The organism is Halpernia frigidisoli, assembly GCF_900113805.1.
Taxonomy (GTDB): Bacteria; Bacteroidota; Bacteroidia; order Flavobacteriales; family Weeksellaceae; genus Halpernia; species Halpernia frigidisoli.
Map to the genome: position 1 here is coordinate 38,436 of NZ_FOQT01000005.1, position 23,238 is coordinate 61,673.

25 protein-coding genes are annotated in these 23,238 nt (G+C 33.2%); 15 read left to right on the top strand and 10 right to left on the bottom strand.

Features of this window, described 5'->3' with window-relative positions; genetic code table 11:
• Positions 1 to 241 precede the first annotated feature (241 nt).
• Positions 242 to 559, bottom strand: a complete 318-nt coding sequence (locus BM238_RS12475; protein WP_143093391.1) for a hypothetical protein — start codon at positions 557 to 559, stop codon at positions 242 to 244.
• 170 nt (positions 560 to 729) lie between these two features.
• Entirely contained in the window at positions 730 to 1,704 is a 975-nt protein-coding gene (locus BM238_RS12480; protein WP_090081762.1) for a ribonucleotide-diphosphate reductase subunit beta, read from the bottom strand.
• A gap of 425 nt (positions 1,705 to 2,129) precedes the next feature.
• Between BM238_RS12480 and BM238_RS12485 the strand changes: the two genes are divergently transcribed.
• The 5 genes from BM238_RS12485 (at position 2,130) to BM238_RS12505 (ending at position 7,435) form a co-directional block, all read left to right on the top strand.
• A complete protein-coding gene (locus tag BM238_RS12485; protein WP_090081768.1) occupies positions 2,130 to 2,822 on the top strand; it encodes an ABC transporter ATP-binding protein in 693 nt (230 codons plus the stop codon).
• Positions 2,823 to 4,052 (top strand): ABC transporter permease, encoded by a 1,230-nt coding sequence (locus BM238_RS12490; protein WP_090081771.1) that lies wholly within the window; start codon positions 2,823 to 2,825, stop codon positions 4,050 to 4,052.
• 103 nt (positions 4,053 to 4,155) lie between these two features.
• On the top strand, positions 4,156 to 5,424 hold the full coding sequence (locus tag BM238_RS12495; protein ID WP_090081774.1) for an ABC transporter permease: 1,269 nt from the start codon (positions 4,156 to 4,158) through the stop codon (positions 5,422 to 5,424).
• Positions 5,425 to 5,454: 30 nt separating this feature from the next.
• Positions 5,455 to 6,651, top strand: a complete 1,197-nt coding sequence (locus tag BM238_RS12500) for an efflux RND transporter periplasmic adaptor subunit (RefSeq protein ID WP_090081777.1) — start codon at positions 5,455 to 5,457, stop codon at positions 6,649 to 6,651.
• Between the two features lie 109 nt (positions 6,652 to 6,760).
• Positions 6,761 to 7,435 (top strand): hypothetical protein, encoded by a 675-nt coding sequence (locus BM238_RS12505; protein ID WP_090081780.1) that lies wholly within the window; start codon positions 6,761 to 6,763, stop codon positions 7,433 to 7,435.
• Positions 7,436 to 7,507: 72 nt separating this feature from the next.
• Here BM238_RS12505 and BM238_RS12510 read toward each other — a convergent pair whose 3' ends face one another.
• A complete protein-coding gene (locus BM238_RS12510; protein WP_090081783.1) occupies positions 7,508 to 8,230 on the bottom strand; it encodes a bacteriorhodopsin in 723 nt (240 codons plus the stop codon).
• 139 nt (positions 8,231 to 8,369) lie between these two features.
• Between BM238_RS12510 and BM238_RS12515 the strand changes: the two genes are divergently transcribed.
• The 5 genes from BM238_RS12515 to clpP all read left to right on the top strand — a co-directional run bounded on the left by BM238_RS12515 (position 8,370) and on the right by clpP (position 12,738).
• A complete protein-coding gene (locus tag BM238_RS12515) occupies positions 8,370 to 9,263 on the top strand; it encodes a Brp/Blh family beta-carotene 15,15'-dioxygenase (RefSeq protein WP_090081786.1) in 894 nt (297 codons plus the stop codon).
• Between the two features lie 196 nt (positions 9,264 to 9,459).
• The gene (gene dnaG, locus BM238_RS12520; protein WP_090081788.1) at positions 9,460 to 11,421 is read left to right on the top strand and encodes a DNA primase; all 1,962 of its coding nucleotides are present in this window, start codon (positions 9,460 to 9,462) and stop codon (positions 11,419 to 11,421) included.
• A 53-nt stretch (positions 11,422 to 11,474) separates the two neighbouring features.
• The gene (locus BM238_RS12525; RefSeq protein WP_090081791.1) at positions 11,475 to 11,690 is read left to right on the top strand and encodes a hypothetical protein; all 216 of its coding nucleotides are present in this window, start codon (positions 11,475 to 11,477) and stop codon (positions 11,688 to 11,690) included.
• Positions 11,687 to 11,983 (top strand): type II toxin-antitoxin system RelE/ParE family toxin, encoded by a 297-nt coding sequence (locus BM238_RS12530; protein ID WP_177205471.1) that lies wholly within the window; start codon positions 11,687 to 11,689, stop codon positions 11,981 to 11,983. Before BM238_RS12525 ends, BM238_RS12530 begins: the two co-directional genes overlap by 4 nt.
• A gap of 62 nt (positions 11,984 to 12,045) precedes the next feature.
• On the top strand, positions 12,046 to 12,738 hold the full coding sequence (gene clpP, locus BM238_RS12535; RefSeq protein ID WP_090081798.1) for an ATP-dependent Clp endopeptidase proteolytic subunit ClpP: 693 nt from the start codon (positions 12,046 to 12,048) through the stop codon (positions 12,736 to 12,738).
• Positions 12,739 to 12,783: 45 nt separating this feature from the next.
• On the opposite strand, the gene gmk is transcribed toward clpP, so the two are convergent.
• Both gmk and BM238_RS12545 read right to left on the bottom strand, forming a co-directional pair.
• Positions 12,784 to 13,344: a guanylate kinase gene (gmk, locus tag BM238_RS12540; protein WP_090081802.1), complete on the bottom strand. Its 561-nt coding sequence runs from the start codon at positions 13,342 to 13,344 to the stop codon at positions 12,784 to 12,786.
• Between the two features lie 123 nt (positions 13,345 to 13,467).
• Positions 13,468 to 14,322, bottom strand: coding sequence for a YicC/YloC family endoribonuclease (locus tag BM238_RS12545; RefSeq protein WP_090081805.1), 855 nt, complete (start codon positions 14,320 to 14,322; stop codon positions 13,468 to 13,470).
• A 169-nt stretch (positions 14,323 to 14,491) separates the two neighbouring features.
• Between BM238_RS12545 and BM238_RS12550 the strand changes: the two genes are divergently transcribed.
• From BM238_RS12550 to BM238_RS12570, 5 genes are all read left to right on the top strand, one after another.
• Positions 14,492 to 15,154, top strand: coding sequence for an HD domain-containing protein (locus BM238_RS12550; RefSeq protein WP_090081808.1), 663 nt, complete (start codon positions 14,492 to 14,494; stop codon positions 15,152 to 15,154).
• Between the two features lie 34 nt (positions 15,155 to 15,188).
• The gene (tsaE, locus tag BM238_RS12555) at positions 15,189 to 15,596 is read left to right on the top strand and encodes a tRNA (adenosine(37)-N6)-threonylcarbamoyltransferase complex ATPase subunit type 1 TsaE (protein WP_090081812.1); all 408 of its coding nucleotides are present in this window, start codon (positions 15,189 to 15,191) and stop codon (positions 15,594 to 15,596) included.
• Between the two features lie 37 nt (positions 15,597 to 15,633).
• Entirely contained in the window at positions 15,634 to 16,830 is a 1,197-nt protein-coding gene (locus BM238_RS12560; RefSeq protein ID WP_090081815.1) for an alanine dehydrogenase, read from the top strand.
• Complete coding sequence (locus tag BM238_RS12565; protein WP_090081817.1) at positions 16,831 to 17,199, top strand: hypothetical protein; 369 nt, start codon at positions 16,831 to 16,833, stop codon at positions 17,197 to 17,199.
• Positions 17,200 to 17,302: 103 nt separating this feature from the next.
• A complete protein-coding gene (locus tag BM238_RS12570) occupies positions 17,303 to 18,145 on the top strand; it encodes a prephenate dehydrogenase (protein WP_090081821.1) in 843 nt (280 codons plus the stop codon).
• Positions 18,146 to 18,163: 18 nt separating this feature from the next.
• Here the strand turns inward: BM238_RS12570 and BM238_RS12575 are convergent, their stop codons facing one another.
• The 5 genes from BM238_RS12575 to BM238_RS12600 form a co-directional block, all read right to left on the bottom strand.
• The gene (locus BM238_RS12575) at positions 18,164 to 18,868 is read right to left on the bottom strand and encodes a hypothetical protein (protein ID WP_143093392.1); all 705 of its coding nucleotides are present in this window, start codon (positions 18,866 to 18,868) and stop codon (positions 18,164 to 18,166) included.
• 121 nt (positions 18,869 to 18,989) lie between these two features.
• Positions 18,990 to 20,408, bottom strand: coding sequence for an L-serine ammonia-lyase (locus tag BM238_RS12585; RefSeq protein ID WP_090081830.1), 1,419 nt, complete (start codon positions 20,406 to 20,408; stop codon positions 18,990 to 18,992).
• Between the two features lie 396 nt (positions 20,409 to 20,804).
• Positions 20,805 to 21,446: a hypothetical protein gene (locus BM238_RS12590; protein ID WP_090081834.1), complete on the bottom strand. Its 642-nt coding sequence runs from the start codon at positions 21,444 to 21,446 to the stop codon at positions 20,805 to 20,807.
• Between the two features lie 59 nt (positions 21,447 to 21,505).
• Positions 21,506 to 22,072: a YceI family protein gene (locus BM238_RS12595; protein ID WP_090081837.1), complete on the bottom strand. Its 567-nt coding sequence runs from the start codon at positions 22,070 to 22,072 to the stop codon at positions 21,506 to 21,508.
• A gap of 69 nt (positions 22,073 to 22,141) precedes the next feature.
• On the bottom strand, positions 22,142 to 23,194 hold the full coding sequence (locus tag BM238_RS12600) for a glucokinase (RefSeq protein WP_090081841.1): 1,053 nt from the start codon (positions 23,192 to 23,194) through the stop codon (positions 22,142 to 22,144).
• Positions 23,195 to 23,238 lie beyond the last annotated feature (44 nt).

Below are 23,238 nucleotides of genomic sequence, written 5' to 3' on the forward strand. Positions count from 1 at the left end.
TTTGTAGTTGCTGTCATTGCGAGGAACGAAGCAATCTTTTATTTTTATTTTTACCTTTTTTGGGAGCAGAAAGTTTCCGCTTCTTTTTAAATGTCTTCCCGCTTTCCACTATATCTTTTTATTTTTTTCAAAAAAAAATAAAAAGGATGCCGTTTCAATCGGGGCTATTAAAATCGTTTTTTTCTCTTTCGTAAGATTTTTTCACCTCGATGAAATAGGAAATATTCTTTAAAGCAATTTTCTAATCAGTAATTTTTTCTAGCTCTCTCAAATCTAATCCTGCAGCATCTAAATACATTTCATCAAACTCTTTTGAATCAAGCAATGTAATTCCGCCAATTGGATTTAATTCTATATTTTTTATTAAAATTTCAAAATTAAAATCCGCTGAATTTGCATTTCCATTTTTTTCTGTGAAATTTTGAACTTTGCTCTTAAATTTATCATAATTGTGAATTGATAAAAAATCTCCGCCAATTACGCCCATATTTTCATCAATAATTTTGAAATCCACATTTCCGATTTCATAGACGTCAATGAATATTTTTCCCTCCATCATTTTGAGTTCTAATTTAAAATTCGCCTTTTTGGATTTGCGCCCCGACTTGAGTGGAAATCCTTTTTTTGCATTTGAAAAAAAGATTGGGAACGGAAGGCGGAAACTGGCGCCCAAATAATTCTAAAAATTTTCATTTTCTTGGTTATTGGCTCTTTAATCTTGCTTCTCAATTAAAACAAATCGTTCGCAGTAATACTTTTATCGTGTTTTGTATAGTCAGTAGGTCTTTTGGCGAAGAAATCATCCATAGAGTTGGCGAAAACTTCTTCCTCAAACCACATCATTGGCCGGTATTGTTCCGGCGAAATATTGTAACGCGGTTTCATGCCGATTTTTTTCAAACTGTCATCCACTCTGTATTTCATGAAGTTGTAAAGATCTTCTTTTGAAATATTGTCAATTTCGCCCATTTCAAAGATCCAGTCTAATAATTTTGCTTCAAGTTCCACGGACTGATCTACCAAAGTGTAAATATCTTCAATATCAGATTCTGTTAAAAGATCCGGTTGCTCTTTGCGAATGGTATTAATCAAATAAATTCCTGCGTTGGCGTGAATCTGCTCATCAACGGAAGTCCAGCCAATTACGTTGGATACATTTTTAAGATAACCTTTAAATCTTGTAAACGATAAAATAATCGCAAACTGACTGAAAAGCGACACATTTTCTATTAAAATACTGAAAAGCAACAATGAAGAAACGTATTCTTTTGGCGTCGTAGAATTAGCAAATTTCAAAACATTTCCAAGGAAATCGATGCGTTCTTTTACGGCAGGAACTTCTACGACAGAAGTAAAATCTTCATTGTAACCCAAAACTTCCAACAGTCTTGAATAGGCTTCACTGTGGCGAAATTCGCATTCGGCGAACGTAGAACCAAGTCCATTAAATTCTGGTTTTGGCAAATGCGTGTAAAGATTTCCCCAAAAAGTTTTCACAGAAACTTCAATTTGTGCGATCGCTAAAAGTGAATTTTTGATCGCGTTTCTTTCTTTAGGCTCCAGTTGAGAATGGAAATCCTGAATATCCGCGGTAAAATCTACTTCAGAATGAACCCAAAATGATTTATTGATGGCATCCGTGAACTGTGTAACTTCAGGATATTCAAATGGTTTGTAACTTACTCTTTTGTCGAAAATGCCCATATTTAAAATAGTTGTTAGGTGATGAAAAACGAGACAGAAACTTTTCGTTGAAATTTAAATATTTGATAATCAATAATTTATCAATTGTACCGAATAATATTTAAAAATACGCACTTATTTTTGTCGTGTTTACAAAAGTAGAACTTGAAAGCCGAAATTAAAAATGAAAACGCCGTCAAAATGTTAAATTTTTGATTTTTAAGTCCAAAAGTTTTCCACAATCACACAGACTCTTTGCTATCAACTGATTATGACAAAAAGTTGTTGATAAAGGCTTTTAGAAGTAATAATTTATTAAACAAAATTTTAAAATTTAATCTATAACTGGATTTAAAAACTAAACAATACAAAGAAAAATTCAGTTTTTAAAACATGTAACAAATTCTGAAAATCTTCTACCAATTAGAAAACTAAAACCGCACTTAATGTTAGTAATTAAAGACCTCAACAAATCTTACGACACAGGCAAAAGTAAACTGCACGTGCTGAAAGGAATTGATCTTAGCATCGACGAAGGTGAATTTGTGTCTATCATGGGTTCTTCCGGAAGTGGAAAATCGACGCTTCTTAATATTATCGGGATTTTAGATGAAAAAGATGATGGTATTTATAATCTAGATGGTTTTCCCATTGAAGATCTTACAGAAATAAAAGCCGCCGAATACCGAAGTAAATTCCTGGGATTTATTTTTCAATCCTTTAATTTAATTGGCTACAAAAATGCTCTGGAAAATGTAGCACTTCCACTCTATTATCAAAATGTACCAAGAAAAGAGAGAAATATCCGCGCGATGGAATATCTTGAAAAAGTAGGTTTAGCGCAATGGGCGACACATTTACCCAACGAACTTTCTGGTGGACAAAAACAAAGGGTTGCGATCGCAAGAGCTTTGGTGACAGATCCGAAAGTGATCCTCGCGGATGAGCCAACCGGCGCGCTTGATTCCCAAACTACTTATGAGATCATGAAATTACTTCAGGAAATCAACAACAGCGGGAAAACGATAATTGTTGTAACGCATGAAAACGATGTTGCAGCGCAAACCAAAAGAAATGTGATTTTAAAAGATGGAATTATAGAAAGTGATTCATTTATTAACCAAAAAGTTTTAGTCTAAATGTTTGATATAGACAGATGGCGGGAAATTTTTGAATCTATTCGCAGTAATGTATTGCGGACGATACTTTCAGGCTTTACCGTGGCTTTAGGATTATTTATTTTTATTGTTCTTTTTGGTATTGGAAATGGTTTAAAAAACGCTTTTACTGAAGGTTTTGCACGAGATGCCACCAATTTAATTTCAATTTCAACCGGTAAAACAAGTATAGCTTTTGATGGGTTGCAAACCAATCGACTGGTCGTTTTGCAAAACAGTGATTTTGAAAATATTAAAAAAGAAGATCCTGCAAGTATTGAATATTCCTCGCCAAGATACACGGCAAGTATGGTCGTAAAATATGGCAGAGAAAGCGGTTCTTATCAGGTAAATGGCGCTGATAAAAATGAAACATATATTGAAAACAGAAAGGTTTTAGACGGAAGATACATTAATGATGCAGATATTAGCGCCAAACAAAATGTGGCAGTTATCGGCAGAATGGTTCAGCGCGATCTTATAAAAAATGGTTCACCGGTTGGAAAAGATATTAGTTTAAACGGAACAATGTTTAAAGTAGTGGGCGTTTTTTCTGATGATGGTGGTGATAATGATGAAAGAATGATTAGTGTACCGATTTCTACGCTTCAACAATTAAAAAAAGGTTCTGATACATTAAGTACGGTTTATCTTACCTATAATCCAAATATGTCGCCAGCGGAAGCGATAAAATACAGCGATAAACTACAAAAAAATCTAAAGAAAAGTTTAAAAGTTTCGCCTGATGATGAGAATGCAGTCCGCGTAAATAATAATGCCAAAAACATGGAAAATACTTTTCAGTTTTTGTTAATTATTACCATTATTGTTGGCTTTATAGGATTGGGAACATTACTGGCGGGAATTATCGGGATCAGTAACATTATGGTTTATATCGTGAAAGAGCGCACAAAAGAAATTGGTGTCCGAAAAGCGATCGGTGCAAAACCAAGTGCGATCGTGGGTTTAATTATTCAGGAAAGTGTTGTGATCACAGTAATTTCCGGAATTATCGGCGTTGGTTTAGGAATTTTAACCTTATTTCTCGTCGGTGACAGTTTAGAAAAATATTTTATAAAAGATCCGTCCGTTGGTTGGGGTTTAATAATTGTGGCTTTTGTCTGTCTTGTTTTTGCAGGATTGATCGCAGGATTTGTGCCGGCATTTCGGGCAAGTAGAATTAAACCGATTGAAGCGTTACGCACCGAGTAAAGATTTTAGATTTTAGATTTTAGATGAAAATTAAAAAATATTGTAATATAAATTCGGTTTTGATAAAAAAGATAAGCCGAAAACCATCAACTAAAAACCAAATATGAACATCATATTTAAAATAGACACGTGGCAAGAGATTTATTATTCCTTACGGGAAAATAAACTTCGAACTTTCCTCACCATGATCGGTGTGGGTTGGGGAATGTTTCTCTTCGTTGCACTTTTGGGTGCGGCAAAAGGTATGGAAAATGGTTTTGACAAAGCTTTTGCGGGAACAGCAACCAACTCTATTTTTCTTTGGGCACAAAACACAAACATTCCTTATAATGGATTTCCGAAGGGAAGACAAATGGCCTTGCATTTACCCGATATTCAGGTTTTAGAGAAAAAAATTCCGGAAATATCCTTTATTTCGCCACAAACTTCACAAGGGAATTTTGGCAGCGGTGGAGTCGTTTTTTCAAAAGATGGCAAAAACGAAACCTATACTTTAAATGGAGATTATCCTATTGGAAACAAAATTTCGCAGAAAACCTTAATTTTCGGTCGATATTTAAATGATGCAGATATCACCGGAAATAAAAATGTAATTGTTCTAGGTGAAGAGATTTATAAGAATTTTTTCGATGCAAAAAAGAATGAAAACCCAATTGGTAAATCAGTTACAGTAAAGGGCATTTTTTTCAATGTAATTGGCGTTTTTCGTGTACAAAGACAAGGCGGCATCAGCAGTGATCGTTCAGCGTATATTCCATTTACCACTTTTACTAAAATGTATAATGACGGTGACAAAGCAGGATATTTTGCTATTGTTGGGAAAGATAATGCAGATATCGGCGTTTTGGAAGATGAAGTAAAAAATGAACTTAAGAAAAAATATAACGTTTCACCCGACGATACCAATGCGTTTGGCAGTTTTAATTTTGCAAAATTATTCGGGAAATTAACCGGATTTCTAACAGGAATGCAACTTTTGACTATCACCGTAGGAACTTTAACCATTTTAGCGGGAGTCATTGCGATCTCAAATATCTTATTAATTACCGTAAAAGAAAGAACTAAAGAAATCGGCATTCGTCGTGCTTTAGGCGCAAAACCTGCAGAAGTACGAAATCAGATCTTGCTTGAAAGTGTAGTCATCACGATAACTTCCGGACTTTTGGGATTTATTTTCGGCATACTGCTTTTGATGGGTTTAGATGCTATGACAAAAGGTCAGGATAAATTCCCGTTTTATAATCCGACCGTCAATTACGGCGAAGTTTTGGCAGCAATGGCCGTCATGGTTTTTCTGGGTTTAGTAATAGGAATGATTCCTGCGCAAAGAGCCGTTAAGATCCGACCAATAGAAGCTTTAAGAACAGAATAAAAAATTAAAAAAACTATAGAACTAACCAATATGGAAAAGAAAAAATTTACCGCAAAAAAGATTATTTACTGGATCATCGGGATCTTATTTTTGTTATTGCTAATAATGGGAATCCGTTATCTCGTGAACTCAAACTCTAAAAAAAGTGATGAATTTCTTACCAAAACCGCAATCGTGCAAAATATGGACGACAAAGTTTTGGCAACAGGAACAATTGTTCCGCGTGAAGAAATTGAGATAAAACCAAATATTGCAGGAATTATCAATACAATTTTAGTGAAAGAAGGCGATCACGTAACTGCCGGTCAATTGATTGCAACAATAAAAATTATCCCAAATTTATCTCAGGTAAATGATGCCACGCAACAGATTCAAAATTCACAATTGCAGATCAGTAATGCAAAAATGAATATAGATAATCAACAGAAACAGTTTGCAATGCAGCAAAAATTATTTTCCCAAGGTGTGATCTCTAAACAGGAATACATTACGTCTCAACAGCAATTGACGTCCACGCAACAGGCTTACAAAAATGCGGTTCAGCAGTTAAATACCGCACAAAAACAATTGCAAATTGTTAGAACCGGCGCAACACCAGAATTGCAAGGTTTGGCAAGCACACAGGTTCGTTCAAAAGTAGCGGGAACAGTTTTAGAAGTTCCTGTAAAAGTAGGAAGTCAGGTAATTGAAGCGAATTCATTTAACGCCGGGACAACAATTTGCTCTATTGCTGACCTTAATTCTTTGCAGTTTAAAGGAACAATTGATGAAGCCCAAGCCGGAAAATTAAAAGAAGGAATGCCGATGAATATAGTAATTGGCGCACTTCAAAGCAAAACTTTCCCCGGAAAAGTAACGATGATCGCTCCGAAAGGAACGGAAGAAAACGGAACGATAAAATTCCCGATTGAAGGTGATGTTTTTAATGAATCTGATGAATATATCCGTGCAGGATTTTCTGCAAACGGTGAAATTATTTTAAGTTCTGTAAAAAACGCCTTGCTTTTAGACGAAGCCTTAGTTCAATATGAAAAAGTAAAAGGCAACGATAAACCTTTTGTAGAAGTAAAACAAGCGGACGGAACTTTTAAAAAAGTTTATGTAAAACTGGGCGCTTCTGATGGCATAAATGTTCAGGTACTTTCCGGAATTACCAAAAATGACCAGATCAAAGTCTGGAATCCTTCCGATAAAGACAAGGAAGCGTTAAAGGATAAATCAAACTAATTTATTTTTCTCTAAAACTTAAAAGGCGGACTTCGGTTCGCCTTTTGCAGTTGGAGGTTTCGGATATTTAAATTAAAATTTATTTAAATAGCTTTAAAGAAAGAATATTATGAAATTCAACGTAAAATTAAACAGTGCTTCAACAATTGAAGAAATAGAAAATTACTGGAAGGATGAAGATTTCGTCAAACTTTTAGAACTATACAGTTTTCCCGAAGCAGACACCATAAAACCGGAAAATCTACGCGAAATGCTTTTCATGGCAATCACTGATTTTGAACCAAACGAAGCCGCAAAAATTATTTTGACTTATAAATTATCGGAAAATTTAAATGAAGGACAAATAGATCAGATATCCAACGAAATGTTACTCGATAAAATTTCAGAAGAATATCCCGAAATTGGTTTGCATTACGACCTTTTCAATATAAACCAACTTTTATTTAAAGCATTTAATGGAAAATTTCCAAACGCAAAAGCCACAAAAGTTGAATTTGAATTAACTTCCGCAGATAATTCTAAAGAAGAAATTACCAAAGAAATCGTTTTAAAATCTTTAAATAACGGACTTTCTGAGAGTAATTTAATTAAGAGATTATTTTCTGACCAAATGTCGACTGAAAAAAGATTTGATGAAGCTGAAGATATTATCTGGAAACTTGATAAAAAAGATGAATCAAATTACACCATTTTAACATCTGATTATTGGCTGAACAAAGACGAGTTAATTGCTGAAGAATTTGATGCAGATTTTGAGCTTGCTGAAAAAGACGAGGAAGAATAAAACTATTCTAAAAAAAATCATAAAAAAAACCGGCTTCAGTTAAGAAGCCGGTTTTTAAATTTGTACTTAAATCTAAGTGGTTTGTTTTGTTGCCAAAGTATAAACTACTAATCCGAAACCAATCTTATTGATCGCATCAGCAATGTTATAAGCAACATCTACGCTTCCAGAACCCAAAAGGCTTGTGTACCAGCCGTTTGTCCCAAGCATATAACCTAGCGGATAAATTGCCCAGCCAACAAGAACGAACCAGCATAAAATTTTATGTGATGCCAAGACATTTCCACCAGCTGCTTTTGCTAATTTCGCTGCACTACCGAACCAAATTATATAAACAATTACGAAGTAAAATGCACCGGAAATCGCACCCCAAAGTGCAGCTTGTCCGCTGAAAACAGTTTCTCCAAGATATCCAGTAACTAACATCCCTAAAGAAAGCAAAATCATTTGTACAAGTAAATCGGTTTTTGCACCGGCTACTTTTAAGATCAAATAGAACTCAACACACATCAATGGAACGGTTAAAACCCAATCCACATAACGGAAAAAAGTTGGCGACTCATGAACGTCTACCCAATATTGCTTCATGTAGAAGTAATGGACCGCAGCAATAAACGTGATTAACCCGGAAATCAGAACTGATGTACGCCATTTCTTATCAAACTGATTCAGCGATAAGAAAAAGAAAGCTGATGCTGCCATCATTGCCATACAACCAACAAAGAATGTAAATCCAACATAATCGTCAGAAGCCATTTTGACCATTGTGGTCGAAAGTAAAGTTAAAGTTTGCATAAAGTTTTAAGTTTTAAGTTTTAATTAAATTAATTACATCAAATTTAGACAATTATTTTAATAAATTACACATTTTAGTAAATTATTTTACCTTAAATTATGATAACTTTTTATAAATTTTGTTTTTATCTTTACGTTCATGAAGAATCAAAACTTTAAAGTCGTTATCAGTTTTTTCTGTATTTGGTTAACTAATTTTTTTTCTAAAGAAGTTCAATTTGTAAGTTCATTCATTTTGATCTTAAGTTTCGGGATTTTGCACGGTGCAAATGATCTTTTTTTGCTAAATAAAATTAAAAATAAAAAAAAGCAATCAGTTATTGTTCTTTTAATTAAATATGTAAGCGTTGTATTATCAGTCGTTATTTTATTTTATTTCATACCTAAGTTAGCTCTTTTATCATTTATTTTGATCAGCGCATTTCACTTTGGTGAACAACACTGGACGAATAAATTACATATCAAAAGTGACTTTATTAAAAAAACTTTTGTCTTTTTTTATGGTTTTTTTATCCTTTTTCTGCTCTTTTTCTTTCACCAAAATGACGTCAGAGATATTGTCTTTACGATAATTGATTATAAAATTTCAAAGTCAGTTATAGAAATCCCTTTCTACATTTCAACTCTTATGCTATTTTTAACGGGCACTTACATGTTTTTTAAAAATTCTACATTTAAAGCAAAATTAGTTTTAGAATTGTTTTTTTTAATAGTTTTTGCCGTAATTTTTAAAACCGCCGCACTACTTTGGGGCTTCGCCATTTATTTTATTTTCTGGCACAGCATTCCTTCTATGATTGATCAGGTTCAGTATTTGTACGGAAGCTGGAACAAAAATAATTTTATTAAATACTGTAAATCTGCACTTTGGTTTTGGTTAATTTCAATAGTTGGAATCGCCATTTTATATTTTGTTTTTAAAGATGAAAAACTTTTTGAAGCTATGTTTTTTGCCTTTTTAGCGGCGATAACAGTTCCGCATGTTTGGGTCATAATTTCAATGTTTGGAACTAAAAAAGAAATAGAAGATTGATAATTTTACTTTATTTAAAATTTGTTTCTACGTGAAAAACCTTTGATTTTTTAAAACAATCTGCGCCCCGACTTGAGTGGAACTCTTTTTTGTGCAGCGCAGCGAAACAAAAAAAGTGGGAACGGAAGGCGGATAAAGGCGCCCAAAAAATTGAAATAAAATAATATTTCAAAATCTAAATTCTTATTTTTACAAAATGATCTCAAAAAGCACAATTGACAAGATATTTTCAACAATCAGAGTTGAAGAAATTATTGGTGAATATGTGCAATTGAAACGCGCAGGTTCTAATTTTAAAGGTTTAAGTCCTTTTCACGACGAGAAAACAGCGAGTTTCGTTGTTTCTCCAAGCAAGCAGATCTGGAAAGATTTTTCGTCAGGAAAAGGCGGCACGGCGATTTCTTTTTTAATGGAAATTGAGCAATTTACTTATCCTGAAGCACTTAAACATGCCGCAAAAAAATACGGAATCGAAGTTGAGGAAGATATCCGGGAATATTCTGAAGAAGAAAAACAGTCGCAAACTGATCGTGAATTACTTTATAAAATTCATGAAGTTGCCAATAATTTCTACCAGGAACAGATGCGCGAAACCGAAGAAGGACAAATTATTGGTTTTGCGTACTTTAAAGAAAGGGAATTGCGTGATGATATTATTAAAAAATTTCAACTGGGTTATTCGCCGGAACAACGCGATGCTTTTACGGAATATGCTTTAGAGAAAGGTTATAATAAAGAAATTTTAGAAAAATCCGGACTTTCTATTTTCCCGGAATACGCTGAAAAAGGCGTTGACAGATTTCGGGAACGCGTCATGTTTCCTATTTTAAGTTTTTCCGGAAGAGTTTTGGGTTTTGGTGCCAGAATTTTAAAAAACAATGTAAAAGCCGCCAAATATCTCAATTCGCCGGAAACGGAAATTTATCATAAATCGAAAGTTCTTTATGGTTTAAGCCAAAGTAAACAAGCGATTTCAAAGGAAAATCTTTGTCTTTTGACGGAAGGTTACATGGACGTGATCGCATTGCACCAGGTTGGAATTGAAAATGTAGTTGCCAGTTCGGGAACGGCTTTAACAAACGATCAAATTAAATTAATAAAAAGACTCACCGAAAATGTCACGATTTTATTTGATGGCGATGCAGCGGGAATAAAGGCGAGTTTTAGAAGCATCGATCTGCTTTTAGCGGAAGGTATGAATATTCGTATTTTACTATTTCCAGATGGCGATGATCCGGATTCTTTTAGCAGAAAACATCCGAAAGATTTTGTTGAAAATTTTATAAAAACCGAAGCACAAGATTTTGTTGAGTTTAAAGCAGATATACTTTTAGAGGAAGCGGGTAACGATTTAACTAAACAGATTGCGGCTATTAAAAGTATTGTAGAATCATTATCTTACTATAGTGAGTTGAAAAAAGATTTTTACTTTACTCGAATCTCGAAGAGATTTGGCATTTCAGAAAAAAGTCTATTTAATGAGATGGCGCTTTTAAAACAAAAAAAAGTACTTAAAGAAGAATCTGAATTAAATAGAAAACTTCATATACCAACAAAATTAGAAAAAGTTGCAGACGTCATTGCAATAAATCCGCTTTTGATTTTAGAGGAAAAATTGGTTGAATTAATGCTAAAATATGGCGATCAGATTTTAGAAAAAGAAAGAGATTTAGAGGAAACCGAAGATGAAAATTCCGAAGAAAATAAAACTGAAAAATACCAAATAACAGTTATTGAGGAAATTATAAATCACTTAGAGGAAGATAATTATGAAATACAAATTGCTTTAAACCAAAAAATTGTAGATGATATTAAATCAGGACTTCAAAATAAAGAAATCAGAAATGGTGATTTTTTTCTGACTTTAATGGACGAAGAAGTGACTTCAAAAGTGGCAAATTCGTTAATGACCGTTCATGAACTAAGCAACTGGGAACAACACAATATTTATTTTAAAAGAGAAGATGAATTGGTCCAAAATATAGTTCAGGACGTTATTTTTAGGCACAAAAGGGAATTTGTTTTAACATTAATAAACGAAACGCGAAAAAAATTAGAAAATCCGGATAGCGATTTTAGCCAGGAAGATTTAAAAAAAATAATGCTTTTGACACAATTAAAAAACCAGATAGACAAAGAACTGAATAGAATTGTCTGACAAAATGGCTAAATTATTTCAATAAAATTTCTAAATTTGATAAAAATAAAACAATGGAAATATCTGTAAATCTTCCGTTTGAGGAACTTTTAAAAATTATAAATAAACTTGCACCTAAAGAAAAAGGTGAGATTGCAAAACTGTTAATTAAAGAAAACGAAATTTCAGAAAAGCAATGGGCCGAGGCAATTAAACGTAAAAAAGATTTTGAAGCAGGGAAAATCAATACAGAAAATTGGAAATCTGTGAAAAACAGAATCTTAAATTGAATTACGAAATTGAATTTCTTATTCCTGCTGCCGAAGAATTTGAAGAAGCAATTTCTTGGTATGAAGATAAGAAAATAGGTTTAGGATTTGAGTTTGCACATGAAATCGAAGAGTATTTAAGTTTAATAGAAAACAACCCTTATCTTTTTGAAAAGCATCAAGATAAATATAATCTGCATAAAGTTCCTTTGGTTCGTTTTCCCTATTCGATTATCTATTGGATTGACGATGACAAAAAAATAATTTACATTGACGCCATATTACATGCTAAAAGAAAACCTAAATTTGAATGACAAAATGGCTAAATTTACAATTGGAACAGACTTTGAGAATTAAAAAATATTAAAAAATTAAAATGGATATATATAAAGAATTTAGAGATTTCTCTGTGAAACACATGGGAAACAGCGGCACGGCGACGGATAAATATATGGGAATGTATGGCGGTTTCGGACCAACGAATCTAACTCCTTACATTATGGAAGAACGAAGAATGAATGTGGCGCAAATGGATGTTTTTTCCCGTTTAATGATGGATAGAATTATTTTCCTTGGAACAGGAATCGACGATCAGGTTGCGAATATTGTGACTGCTCAATTGTTATTTCTAGAAAGTTCTGATGCTTCAAAAGACATTCAGATCTATATTAATTCACCTGGTGGAAGTGTTTACGCAGGATTGGGAATTTATGACACGATGCAAATCATCAAGCCAGATGTTGCGACAATTTGTACAGGAATGGCGGCTTCAATGGGCGCAGTTCTTTTGGTGGCAGGTGAAAAAGGAAAACGTTCTGCTTTGAAACACTCAAGAGTGATGATTCACCAACCAAGTGGTGGCTCACAAGGCGTTGCGACAGATATGGAAATTAATTTACGCGAAATGTTGAAGTTGAAAAAAGAACTTTACGATATTATCGCACAACATTCTGGGCAAGATTACGATTGGGTTGAGAAAAATTCTGAACGTGATTACTGGATGACTTCCGGTGAAGCCGTGGAATACGGCATGATCGATGAGGTTTTGCTTCGTAAAACTGAGAAATAAATTTTTCTAAATACTTGATAAAAGACGTTTTTTAAACGTCTTTTTTTATTTGATAAACTCAGAAATTATTTTGTCGAGTTCAGATTTTGCCTTATTGAGATCATCATTGATAATAATTTTATCAAATTTATCTTCAAAAGTTAATTCCTCTGTTGCCTTTTCTACACGTATTTTCACGGTTTCTACATCGTCAGTTCCGCGTAATGTTAAACGTCTTTGCAACTCTTCCACAGAAGGTGGTTTTATGAAAATTGAAAGCGCTTTTTCGCCAAAATATTTTTTTAAAGCAACGCCGCCTTTCACGTCGACATCAAAAATAACGACTTTACTATTTTTCCAATTTTTTTTAACCTCAGATTTTAAAGTGCCGTAAAATTTATCTTTATAAACTTCCTCAAATTCTACAAATTCTTCGGTAGAAATTCTGGATTTAAATTCATCAGGCGAAATAAAAAAATAATCTATTTCATGAATTTCTTCGCCGCGTGGCGCTCTCGTAGTACAAGAAACAGAAAATGCAAGATTTTCAAATTTGCTTATGGCGTATTTTACCAAAGTGGTTTTTCCGCTTCCCGAAGGCGCTGAAAAGATGATGACTTTTTCCATGATAGGGCAAAAATAATCTTTTTAAATAAAATTGCTGAAGATTTCCATGCAAAGGCGCAAAGAAATTTTACCTAAGAACGCTAAGATTTCTATTAGTCTTAAAATAAATTTTTTACTTCTTACTTATAAAACATTCAAAGTCTGTTCTTTTATTTTCTCTAAATCATCTTTCATTTCCACAACCAATCTTTGGATCTCACTATGGTTGGCTTTTGAGCCTAAAGTATTAATTTCCCGACCAATTTCCTGACCGATAAAACCTAGTTTTTTTCCGTTTGCGTCTTCCTTCATTACTTCAATATAATATTTTAGGTGTTGCGCCAAACGTACTTTTTCCTCTGCAATATCCAGTTTCTCAGAATAATAGGCCATTTCCTGATAAAATCTGGTTTCATCAATATTTTGGAATTCTGACAAGGTTTTTTTGTAACGCTCTTTTACCGCATCAAGTCTTTCATCTTCAAAAGGAATCACTTTCGCTAGATTTTTTTCAATGCTGAGAATATTTTTTGTCAATTCTTCTTCTAAAATTTTACCTTCCGTGGAACGAAATTCCTGAAAATTAAAGATTGCTTTGCGGATAAGTTCAAATAAAAATGCGATTTCACTTTCCTCCAGTTCATCATTTTTGGCAGAAATTGCTTCCGGCATTCTAACCGCCATTTTCAAATATTCGAAATGCGGCGCATCAGGCGAAGCTTCTGCAAGTTGTAATATATAATTTTGAACTAATTCCTGATTAATTTTTACGGCAGAATTTTCAGAATGAGATTCACAATTGATGTAGCAGTCCACTTTTCCACGAATCAATTGATCATTTAAAACCTTTCTGATCTCAAATTCCTTTTCCTTATAACGTAATGGAACTCTGATATTTAAATCAAATGTTTTACTGTTTAAGGATTTTATTTCTACAGTAATTTTCTTACCATCAAAATTTTCTTCCGCCCGACCGAAGCCTGTCATCGATAATATCATATAGTGATTTAGAAAACAAATATAATTATTTATATGAATTAATGCACAATATTTACTGAATAATAGTCATTTAAGGAAATAAAAATATAAAAATCACATAATTTTATAAATTTAAAAATTAGTCTAAACAACCTTAAGTAATATCATCCATTAATTTTAAATTTGTACAATGGAAAATTCGATAATTACAGAAACAGTAAATTTTGTTAAAATAAAATTGAAAAATGCAGAAGCTGGCCACGATTGGTTTCATATCGAACGCGTCTGGAAATTAAGTAAAAAAATATCTCAAAAAGAAGGTGGCGAAATTGAAATTATTGAATTAGGCGCGCTTTTACATGATATCGCTGATCCAAAATTTCACGATGGCGATGAAGAACTGGCTTTAAAAATATCCCGTGAATTTCTTGAAAGTCAAAATTTAGAAGAAGAAAAAATTGTAAAAGTTCTATTTATTATTAAAAACATTTCTTTTAAAAATAGAAATGAGAAGACAGAAATTTCAGAATTAAATCCTGTTAAAGAATTGCATATTGTGCAAGATGCAGACAGATTGGACGCAATTGGCGCAATCGGAATTGCTAGAACTTTCAACTTTGGTGGATTTAAAAATAATCTGATGTACGACCCTGAAATTTTGCCTAAACTAAAGATGTCAAAAGAGGAATACAAAAAATCTAACGGGACGACGATCAATCATTTTTATGAAAAACTATTACTTCTAAAAGATTTAATGAACACTGAAACTGCAAAAAAAATGGCTGAAAAAAGACACGATTTTATGCAAACTTTCTTAGATGAATTTCTCGGGGAATGGGAAGTGAAATTTTAAAATGCAATAAATTAGCAAAGTAATTATTTAAACAATGACATTTAAAATAGATAAATTAGAAGATTGGGAAAACGTAGTTTCATCAATTTTACCACAATTAAAACTTTCTGTTCTAACTTTAAAAGGAAATCTTGGCGCCGGAAAAACTACTTTTACGCAATATTTATTAAAAAGTTTAGGAAGTAGCGATGAAGTAAATTCACCCACCTATTCTATTGTAAATGAATACGATACGCCAAAAGGAAAGGTTTTTCATTTTGACTTATACCGCTTAAAAAATTTAGACGAAGTTTACGATATTGGTATTGAAGAATATCTGGAAAGCGCCTATTTATCAATAATAGAGTGGCCGGAGATTTACTCCGAAGATCTTGCCGATTTCCCACATCATGAAATGAGCATAGAAACTAAGGGTTTAACAAGGGAGATAATTTTTAAATGATATATCTTTGTACGTTATTAAAAACAGAAAAAAAAGTATGAGTAATCCCGGTAATATATTTACACCGTTTACAGAGGAAGATCTGATGCCACAGGAAGAAAAACTGGAAGTGGTAAAAAAAGGAAAAAAATTCAGCATCGGTATTCCGAAAGAAACTTGTCTTAATGAACGCAGAACGTGTATTACGCCGGATGCTGTGCAGGTTTTGATAAATAATGGGCATCATATTACTATTGAAGCAGGCGCGGGACAAGGTTCATTTTTTACGGATCTTCAATATTCAGATTCTGGTGCTAAAATTACAGAAAGTGCTGAAGAAGCTTTTGGACAGGATCTTGTTTTAAAAATAAATCCGCCAACTACAGAAGAAATTGAATATTTAAAGTGCGGCAGTTATCTTATTTCTGCTTTGCAAATTAATCTTCGGGATCAGCATTATTTTAAAAAATTAGGAGAGAAAAAAATAAATGCAATTGCTTTTGAATTCATTTCTGATGAATACAAGCAACTTTCACTTGTTCGTTTGATCGGTGAAATTGCGGGAAATATCGCAATACTCTACTCTTCTGAACTTTTAGCGTTGTCGAATGGTTTAATGTTAGGCGGAATTACAGGCGTTCGTCCTACAGAAGTTGTTATCATTGGCGCCGGAATTGTGGGCGAATTTGCGACAAAAGCAGCAGTGGGTTTGGGCGCGAGTGTGAAAATATTTGATAATTCTTTATCCAAACTTCGCAGAATTCACTCTTTGGTTGACAGCCGCGTTCCAACTTCAATAATAGATCCTAAGGAATTATCTAAAAGTTTACGTCGCGCAGACGTTGTGATCGGTGCTTTTTCAAAATGGAGTGCTCAGCCAATTGTGACCGAAGAAATGGTGCAAAACATGAAAAAAGGCAGCGTCATAATTGACGTGACGATCGATAATGGAAAAGTAATTGAAACTTCGGAACTTACCGACATGGAAGATCCGTATATTATAAAACACGGCGTTATACACTGTGGTTTGCCAAATTTAACTTCAAAAATGCCACGCACGACAAGTAAGGCAATCAGTAATTTCTTCCTGAGTTATCTTTTAACTTACGACGATGAAGGCGGTTTTGAAAATATGCTTGTAAGAAGAAACGAAATGAAAGACAGCCTTTATATGTACAAAGGCCGTCACACAAAGAAAATGATCTGCGACCGTTTTAATTTAACTTATCACGACATCAATCTTTTAATTTTCTAAATGAAGAAATTAAAATTTTATTTGATAGGTCTAGTTCCGGGAATTTTATTTGTGCTTTTTATTTTTGGTAAAAAAGATGCAAGTTGCTCCTATTTTCCAAGCGCACGCGTAAAAGCAGAAACTTTAACGGAAATTTTTAAATATTCTCCCGATTTTAAGCAGGAAACTGACGCTCAAAAAATAACAGAAAAATTTTTGCGTGACAGTATATTTGAAAATGGAAAAATAGATTTTGATCGAAGCAATGCGCAGGAAAAACCCTTTCCTAAATATTTAATAATGTATCCGGCAAAAAATCCAAAGTTTGAAATAGAATTTCAAAAGGCAAAGGATACTGCGACTTTCATGAGTTTAAAAACACTTAGATAAATTTGTTGGGTTGTAAAGTCGTGAAAATATTATTTTTGATTTAAATTTTTATTTTTAAAATTGGTGAACTGTTAGATTTTTACATTGGTAAATTAATTAAAATATGAATTTAGCGTTAATTGGTGTTGGTTTAATTGGCGGTTCAATGGCGTTGAAATTGAAACAAAAGCATTTTGTAAGCAAAGTTTTTGGTGTTGATTTTAATGAAAATCATTTAGCGGAAGCCAAAAAGTTGAACATTATAGATGAGATTTCTGATCTAGAAAACGCGGTAAAGAATTCTGATATCATCATTATTGCCGTTCCTGTGGATGCAACGAAAAACATTTTACCTGAAATTTTAAATTTAATTTCCGATAAACAAACTGTTTTGGACGTTGGTTCCACAAAATCCGGTATTGCAAAATCTATCGAAAATAATCCAAAAAGAAATCGTTTTGTGGCAACTCATCCAATGTGGGGAACAGAAAATTCGGGTCCACAAGCTGCAACAGCAGACGCTTTTGCTGAAAGAGCAGCGGTGATTTGTGACGAAGAAAATTCTGCAAAAGATGCTTTAGATCTAGTTAAAAAATTATACGAAAATCTGGAAATGAATTTATTATTCATGAATTCTGAAGACCACGATATTCATACGGCTTATATTTCTCATATTTCTCATATTACGTCTTATGCTTTAGCAAATACAGTTTTAGAGAAAGAACGGGAAGAAGATACTATTTTTCAACTCGCGAGTTCTGGTTTTAGCAGCACTGTTCGTTTGGCAAAATCTCATCCGGAAATGTGGGTGCCGATTTTTAGACAAAATAAAGAAAATGTTCTTGATGTTTTAAATGAACACATCACACAACTCCGCAAATTTAAATCGGCTTTAGAAAAGGATAATTTTGAGTATCTGGAAGAACTGATTACGAACGCAAATAAAATTCGGGGAATTCTGAAGTAGATTTTTAACAATTTTATTCTATTGAAAATCTTTATCCGTTATATTTTTATTGTAGTATAATTCAACAATTTTTGAAATTTGATTACCATCTTCGGATACAAAAGTATTTTTAGTATCATAAATTAAATCACCAAATTTTTTATAATCATCGTAAAGTATAGTTGAAAATGAATTTTTTTCACCATTCTTTATGACTTCTCTTTCCGCTAAAAGATTTGTTTTTTTATCGTAATATAGATAAGTTACTTTACCATTAATAAGAGTTGCTTTTATCTTCTCACAGTCTTTTTTGTTGGCTTTTTCTTCACCGATATATTCCAGCTTATATAATGTTGGATCAATATAATCTAATTCATTGATAATATGCTTTCTGTAATCTTTGTCTTTAAATTCTTCCGGATCTGCTAGTTTTTTTTCACCCCGAACATATTCATAACCAACTTTTCCGTCATAGAAAGACTTGTAAACAACTCTACCTTCGTATATAATCTCAAAACTTCCTTTGTTTGGCGCCATTTCTTTTGTAACCCAATTTACATTTCTCCCATCCATTACAGTTTCAGATTTGGAATACATCGTTTTTATACTTTCTAATAAATCTTTGCCGCCCTGTGCCGTTATAGCTTTTTCTATAATTATGTTTGCTTTATTGACAGCAGAAGTTTGTGAAAAAATTGTTGTTGTAGAAATTGCAATGGTAAATACAGTTAAGAATGATTTCATTAAAAGAATTGTTTTAATTTTTGCTAATTTAATTAATAATTTTGAATTTTATATCTAAAGGATTGTTTTTAAAATTAACTAAATGATTTTAGAATTTATCGAATAAATATTCATTGTTTATCTAACATTCCGCTACATTCACCGCGATCGCCAAACCACCTTCCGAAGTCTCTTTAAAACGTTCGTTCATTCCCTGCGCAGTTTCCCACATCGTTTGTATCACTTGATCTAGAGAAACTTTTGCTTTTTCAGGATCACTTTCCAAAGCGATATTTGACGCCGTAATTGCTTTTATCGCGCCCATTGAATTTCGTTCTATACATGGGATTTGTACCAAGCCACCAATTGGATCGCAGGTTAAACCAAGATGATGCTCCATCGCAATTTCTGCCGCCATTAAAACCTGTCCGGGAGTTCCACCCATAATTTCTGTCAAACCTGCAGCTGCCATCGCCGAAGAAACACCAATTTCTGCCTGACAACCGCCCATCGCAGCAGAAATAGTTGCATTTTTCTTAAATAAAGTGCCAATTTCACCTGCCACTAAAATAAATCTGATAATATAATCATCACTCGTAAATTCTGTAAAAGCCTGCGCAAACATCAAAACTGCCGGAATTACACCACTTGCACCGTTTGTTGGGGCAGTAATAATTCTACCAAAACTGGCATTTTCTTCATTAACGGCCAAAGCAAAACAAGACACCCATTTATTAATTGTGGTAAAAGTTTCTTCGGCATCAACCACGAGCTGAAACCATTCATCGATATTTTTATAAATTTTATCGCCTAAAAGCTTTCGGTTCAAATTCGCAGCACGGCGCGTCACATTTAATCCGCCGGGCAAACTTCCTTCCGCATTGACGCCTTTGTAAATACATTCTTTTATTTGTTTCCAGATATAAAGAGCCTCTGCTTGAGTTTCCTCTTTTGTGCGCCAGGATTCTTCATTAAGATAAATAAGATCTGAAATTTTATCTAAGTTTAATTTATTACAATATGTTCGTAGATCTGCGGCTTTATGACACGGATAAAGAGTTCTGATGCAGGTTTCTTCTAATGAATTTTCTTCTTTTGTAGCGACAAAACCACCGCCAACAGAATAATAATCTTGTGTTAGAATTTTTCCATCTTCAAAATATGCCGTGAAGATCATTCCGTTTGGATGAAAGTCGAGGGATTTTTCTTTATTTAAAATTAAATTTTTGCCATAAATGAAAGGCAATAATTTTTCACCTCCAAGATTTAAAGTATTTGTAGTTCTGATAATTGCTACTTTCTCATCGATTTTTTTGGTATCAATTGTTTTAAAATTTTCACCACTTAAACCCAGCATTCCCGCAATGTCAGTTCCATGACCAACACCAGTTTTTGCCAAAGAGCCGAAAAACTCTACAGATATTTCGTTTACATTTTGTAGAACATCTTCTCTTCTTATTTTATCTAAAAAAAACTCAGCCGCATTCCACGGACCCATCGTGTGCGAACTTGAGGGACCAATACCAACTTTTATAATTTCGAATATACTGATGGACTGCATGCTTTAAAATATTTTTTGCTTGTGCGACAAAGATAAAAATTTGAAACAAACATTAATTGAATTAAAAGAAAAGAAAAAAATTAGATAAAGAATAAAATATCTTCGAAAAATGGCAGTGATGCAGCCCGGCCTGAGTGGAACTCTTTTTTTCTGCTGGCTGAGCGAAGCCGAAGCTAGCAGAAAAAAAAGTGGGAACGGAGGACGGAAATGTCTGCCATAAAAAAATTAAAAAACAAATATTCGAAGCAGTCAAATAGCTGATAACTGGAAATTCCAAATCTACATTTGCGATTATAAATTATGACTTTCGAAATGGTAATTACGGCGTTTTTTATTTTTCTATCACCACTGATTACGCCTTCCGGGAAAATGGATGGGAATTAAGTTAATTCAATATTACTTAAAAACTTCCCCTAAAATCGCTGAAACTTCTTTGTATTTAGTTAATGGAAAAAGGTGTGTTCCGCCTTTTATAATGTAATCCGGCTGGCTGTTTTTTAAAGGAAAAACAAGGTCTTTGTCTGCGAGAATCTGAATAACTTCAGGAAGTTTTTCCATCTTCCAGTCAAGGATTTGTTGGATAGACCACTTCAAATAGTACGGATCGCGAACTTTAAAATAAGTTAGAATATTTGAATTTTTAGAATCAAAAAACTTTCGAATAAATGCAAAAGAATCAACAGAAACTCCACTGTAAAACTTTAAAGGTAAAATTTTCGGAATTCTGGATATTTTCCCGGCTTTCATGACCAATGATTTTTCGCCATCCGTTTTAATACTTCCAAGAATTACTACTTTTTTTGCAGGTTTTATTTTGTGAATTTCCTGCACTAAAATGCCACCAAAAGAATATCCTAAAAGATAGAAATCTTCTTCGGCAGTAATTGGTTCAGCCATTCGGAAAACATAATTTTCGAATGTTTCATTTAATTCCGGGATCAACCAGTTTATAAAAATAATCTGCAGATTTGGGTTAAATTTTAATTTATTTAAAACCGTAAAATCCGCACCCAAACCGCTAATTATATAAAGTTTCATACTTTACAAAAATAAAAAAAGCAGTCCGAAAACTGCTTTTTAATTATAAAATTCTGTATTTATTTTGCTTGTAAATTGATCTGTAAATCTACATCATCTTTTACAAAAACGTCTTTCATAGTTGACTGGTAAGCAATGCCAAAATCCTGACGGTTGAAAGAAAATTTATTAGACTTTAAAGTTAATAAACCTTTATTTAAACCTATAGATGCTGGAAAATTCACCGCTTTTGTCACACCTTTCGCTGTTAAATTACCTTTAACTAAAAAAGGATACATCTTATCATTGTTTTTAGTAACAGATGTAATTTTGTAAGTCGCCGTTGGGAATTTTTCTGATTCGAAAAAATCACCGGTTTTTAAGTGACCGTTTAATTTTCCCTGCATTTCACCGCTAAGATCTTCACTGTTGATTGTTGTCATATCAAGTAAAAAAGTACCGCCAACGATATTATTACCTTTCATTATCACATTTCCAGAAGTCATTTTTAATGATCCGTTGTGAGAAGAAGCTTCAGTTTTTGCTACTTTATAGCCCCACCAATGAATGTCAGAAGAAATGACTTTTTTTGTTTGCGCTGAAATCATGCTTCCTACTAAAACGAAGCCCAAGATTAATTTTTTCATTTTTTAAAATTTATTTTGGCAAAGATATATCTAATGTGGGCACGCCAAATTACCCTATGATAATTAATTTTAATTGACGTGAAAAGCGCCATAATAAGCTGCACCAGAAACGATTGTTTTGTCATTTAAAAGAAAATAAATATTGACGTCTTTGAGGAGCGATTCCATTTTATCACTGATAATGAATTTTTTGTAAAATTTATCATTGTCAATATAATTTTTAATAGTCAAAGGTATTTCACCACCAATGATCAAACCGCCGGTTGCTTTTAATTTTAAAACCAAACTGTTTGCTTCTCTCGCAAGAAAATCAATAAAAGTATCCATAGTCAAGACGCATATCATTTCTTTCTCATTCGTAGCCGCTTCGCAGATCACTTTAACGAAATCTTCCTCACTTTGGATTTTTGCTGTCAACCATTCCGGTTCTTTATGTCTTTGCACATCCCGTAAAAATCTGTAAATATTAAATAAGCCATCTTTAGATAAAACTGATTCCCAACTTACGATTCCATAAATTGCCTTTAAATATTGATAAAATTCTACCTCAACGTCAGTTCTTGGGGAAAATTCTGAATGACCGCCTTCTGTAGCAAAAGGTCTTAAATATTTGCCATCCCAAAACATTCCGGCTTCGCCCAAACCATTTCCTGGTGCTAAAATTGCAACGTTTCCGTCAGAAATACCACCATGTTCATAAATCGGTGAAAGACAGTGCGACGTCAGATTTCCCATAAAATAGGCCGTTGCTTCCATGTCATTAATTAAATAAACATGCTCAATGCCACTTTCACTTTTTATTTCAGAAGCAACTAAAGACCACGGAAGTCTTTCAGCCACGCATTTTTCATTAATTACAGGTCCGGGAACACCAACCGACAAGCGATTAGGTTTCTCTAATTTTTGATCATTAATAAATTGACTGACCATTTCAGAAAATGAAGAAAAATCAAAAGTATTATAGACATCTTCTCCTTTGTTAATTAAATTTCCGTCTTTTACCTGAAAATAATTAAAAGATGTTTTTTCTGCGCGGATGTCGGCAGAGACGATATTTAAGTTTTCATTTTGCGGATTTTTTAGACCTGGCAAATAGAGATTAAATTTTGCAGTTTCGCTCATAATGTTACTTTTCTCAAAGATATAAATTAATTGAGGTTTTCAAA

Excerpts from the sequence above, each read along its gene's own strand:
- BM238_RS12475 (WP_143093391.1), bottom strand. The coding sequence starts at position 559 with ATGATGGAGGGAAAAATATTCATTGACGTCTATGAAATCGGAAATGTG.
- BM238_RS12480 (WP_090081762.1), bottom strand. The coding sequence starts at position 1,704 with ATGGGCATTTTCGACAAAAGAGTAAGTTACAAACCATTTGAATATCCT.
- BM238_RS12485 (WP_090081768.1), top strand. The coding sequence starts at position 2,130 with ATGTTAGTAATTAAAGACCTCAACAAATCTTACGACACAGGCAAAAGT.
- BM238_RS12490 (WP_090081771.1), top strand. The coding sequence starts at position 2,823 with ATGTTTGATATAGACAGATGGCGGGAAATTTTTGAATCTATTCGCAGT.
- BM238_RS12495 (WP_090081774.1), top strand. The coding sequence starts at position 4,156 with ATGAACATCATATTTAAAATAGACACGTGGCAAGAGATTTATTATTCC.
- BM238_RS12500 (WP_090081777.1), top strand. The coding sequence starts at position 5,455 with ATGGAAAAGAAAAAATTTACCGCAAAAAAGATTATTTACTGGATCATC.
- BM238_RS12505 (WP_090081780.1), top strand. The coding sequence starts at position 6,761 with ATGAAATTCAACGTAAAATTAAACAGTGCTTCAACAATTGAAGAAATA.
- BM238_RS12510 (WP_090081783.1), bottom strand. The coding sequence starts at position 8,230 with ATGCAAACTTTAACTTTACTTTCGACCACAATGGTCAAAATGGCTTCT.
- BM238_RS12515 (WP_090081786.1), top strand. The coding sequence starts at position 8,370 with ATGAAGAATCAAAACTTTAAAGTCGTTATCAGTTTTTTCTGTATTTGG.
- dnaG (WP_090081788.1), top strand. The coding sequence starts at position 9,460 with ATGATCTCAAAAAGCACAATTGACAAGATATTTTCAACAATCAGAGTT.
- BM238_RS12525 (WP_090081791.1), top strand. The coding sequence starts at position 11,475 with ATGGAAATATCTGTAAATCTTCCGTTTGAGGAACTTTTAAAAATTATA.
- clpP (WP_090081798.1), top strand. The coding sequence starts at position 12,046 with ATGGATATATATAAAGAATTTAGAGATTTCTCTGTGAAACACATGGGA.
- gmk (WP_090081802.1), bottom strand. The coding sequence starts at position 13,344 with ATGGAAAAAGTCATCATCTTTTCAGCGCCTTCGGGAAGCGGAAAAACC.
- BM238_RS12545 (WP_090081805.1), bottom strand. The coding sequence starts at position 14,322 with ATGATATTATCGATGACAGGCTTCGGTCGGGCGGAAGAAAATTTTGAT.
- BM238_RS12550 (WP_090081808.1), top strand. The coding sequence starts at position 14,492 with ATGGAAAATTCGATAATTACAGAAACAGTAAATTTTGTTAAAATAAAA.
- tsaE (WP_090081812.1), top strand. The coding sequence starts at position 15,189 with ATGACATTTAAAATAGATAAATTAGAAGATTGGGAAAACGTAGTTTCA.
- BM238_RS12560 (WP_090081815.1), top strand. The coding sequence starts at position 15,634 with ATGAGTAATCCCGGTAATATATTTACACCGTTTACAGAGGAAGATCTG.
- BM238_RS12565 (WP_090081817.1), top strand. The coding sequence starts at position 16,831 with ATGAAGAAATTAAAATTTTATTTGATAGGTCTAGTTCCGGGAATTTTA.
- BM238_RS12570 (WP_090081821.1), top strand. The coding sequence starts at position 17,303 with ATGAATTTAGCGTTAATTGGTGTTGGTTTAATTGGCGGTTCAATGGCG.
- BM238_RS12575 (WP_143093392.1), bottom strand. The coding sequence starts at position 18,868 with ATGAAATCATTCTTAACTGTATTTACCATTGCAATTTCTACAACAACA.
- BM238_RS12585 (WP_090081830.1), bottom strand. The coding sequence starts at position 20,408 with ATGCAGTCCATCAGTATATTCGAAATTATAAAAGTTGGTATTGGTCCC.
- BM238_RS12590 (WP_090081834.1), bottom strand. The coding sequence starts at position 21,446 with ATGAAACTTTATATAATTAGCGGTTTGGGTGCGGATTTTACGGTTTTA.
- BM238_RS12595 (WP_090081837.1), bottom strand. The coding sequence starts at position 22,072 with ATGAAAAAATTAATCTTGGGCTTCGTTTTAGTAGGAAGCATGATTTCA.
- BM238_RS12600 (WP_090081841.1), bottom strand. The coding sequence starts at position 23,194 with ATGAGCGAAACTGCAAAATTTAATCTCTATTTGCCAGGTCTAAAAAAT.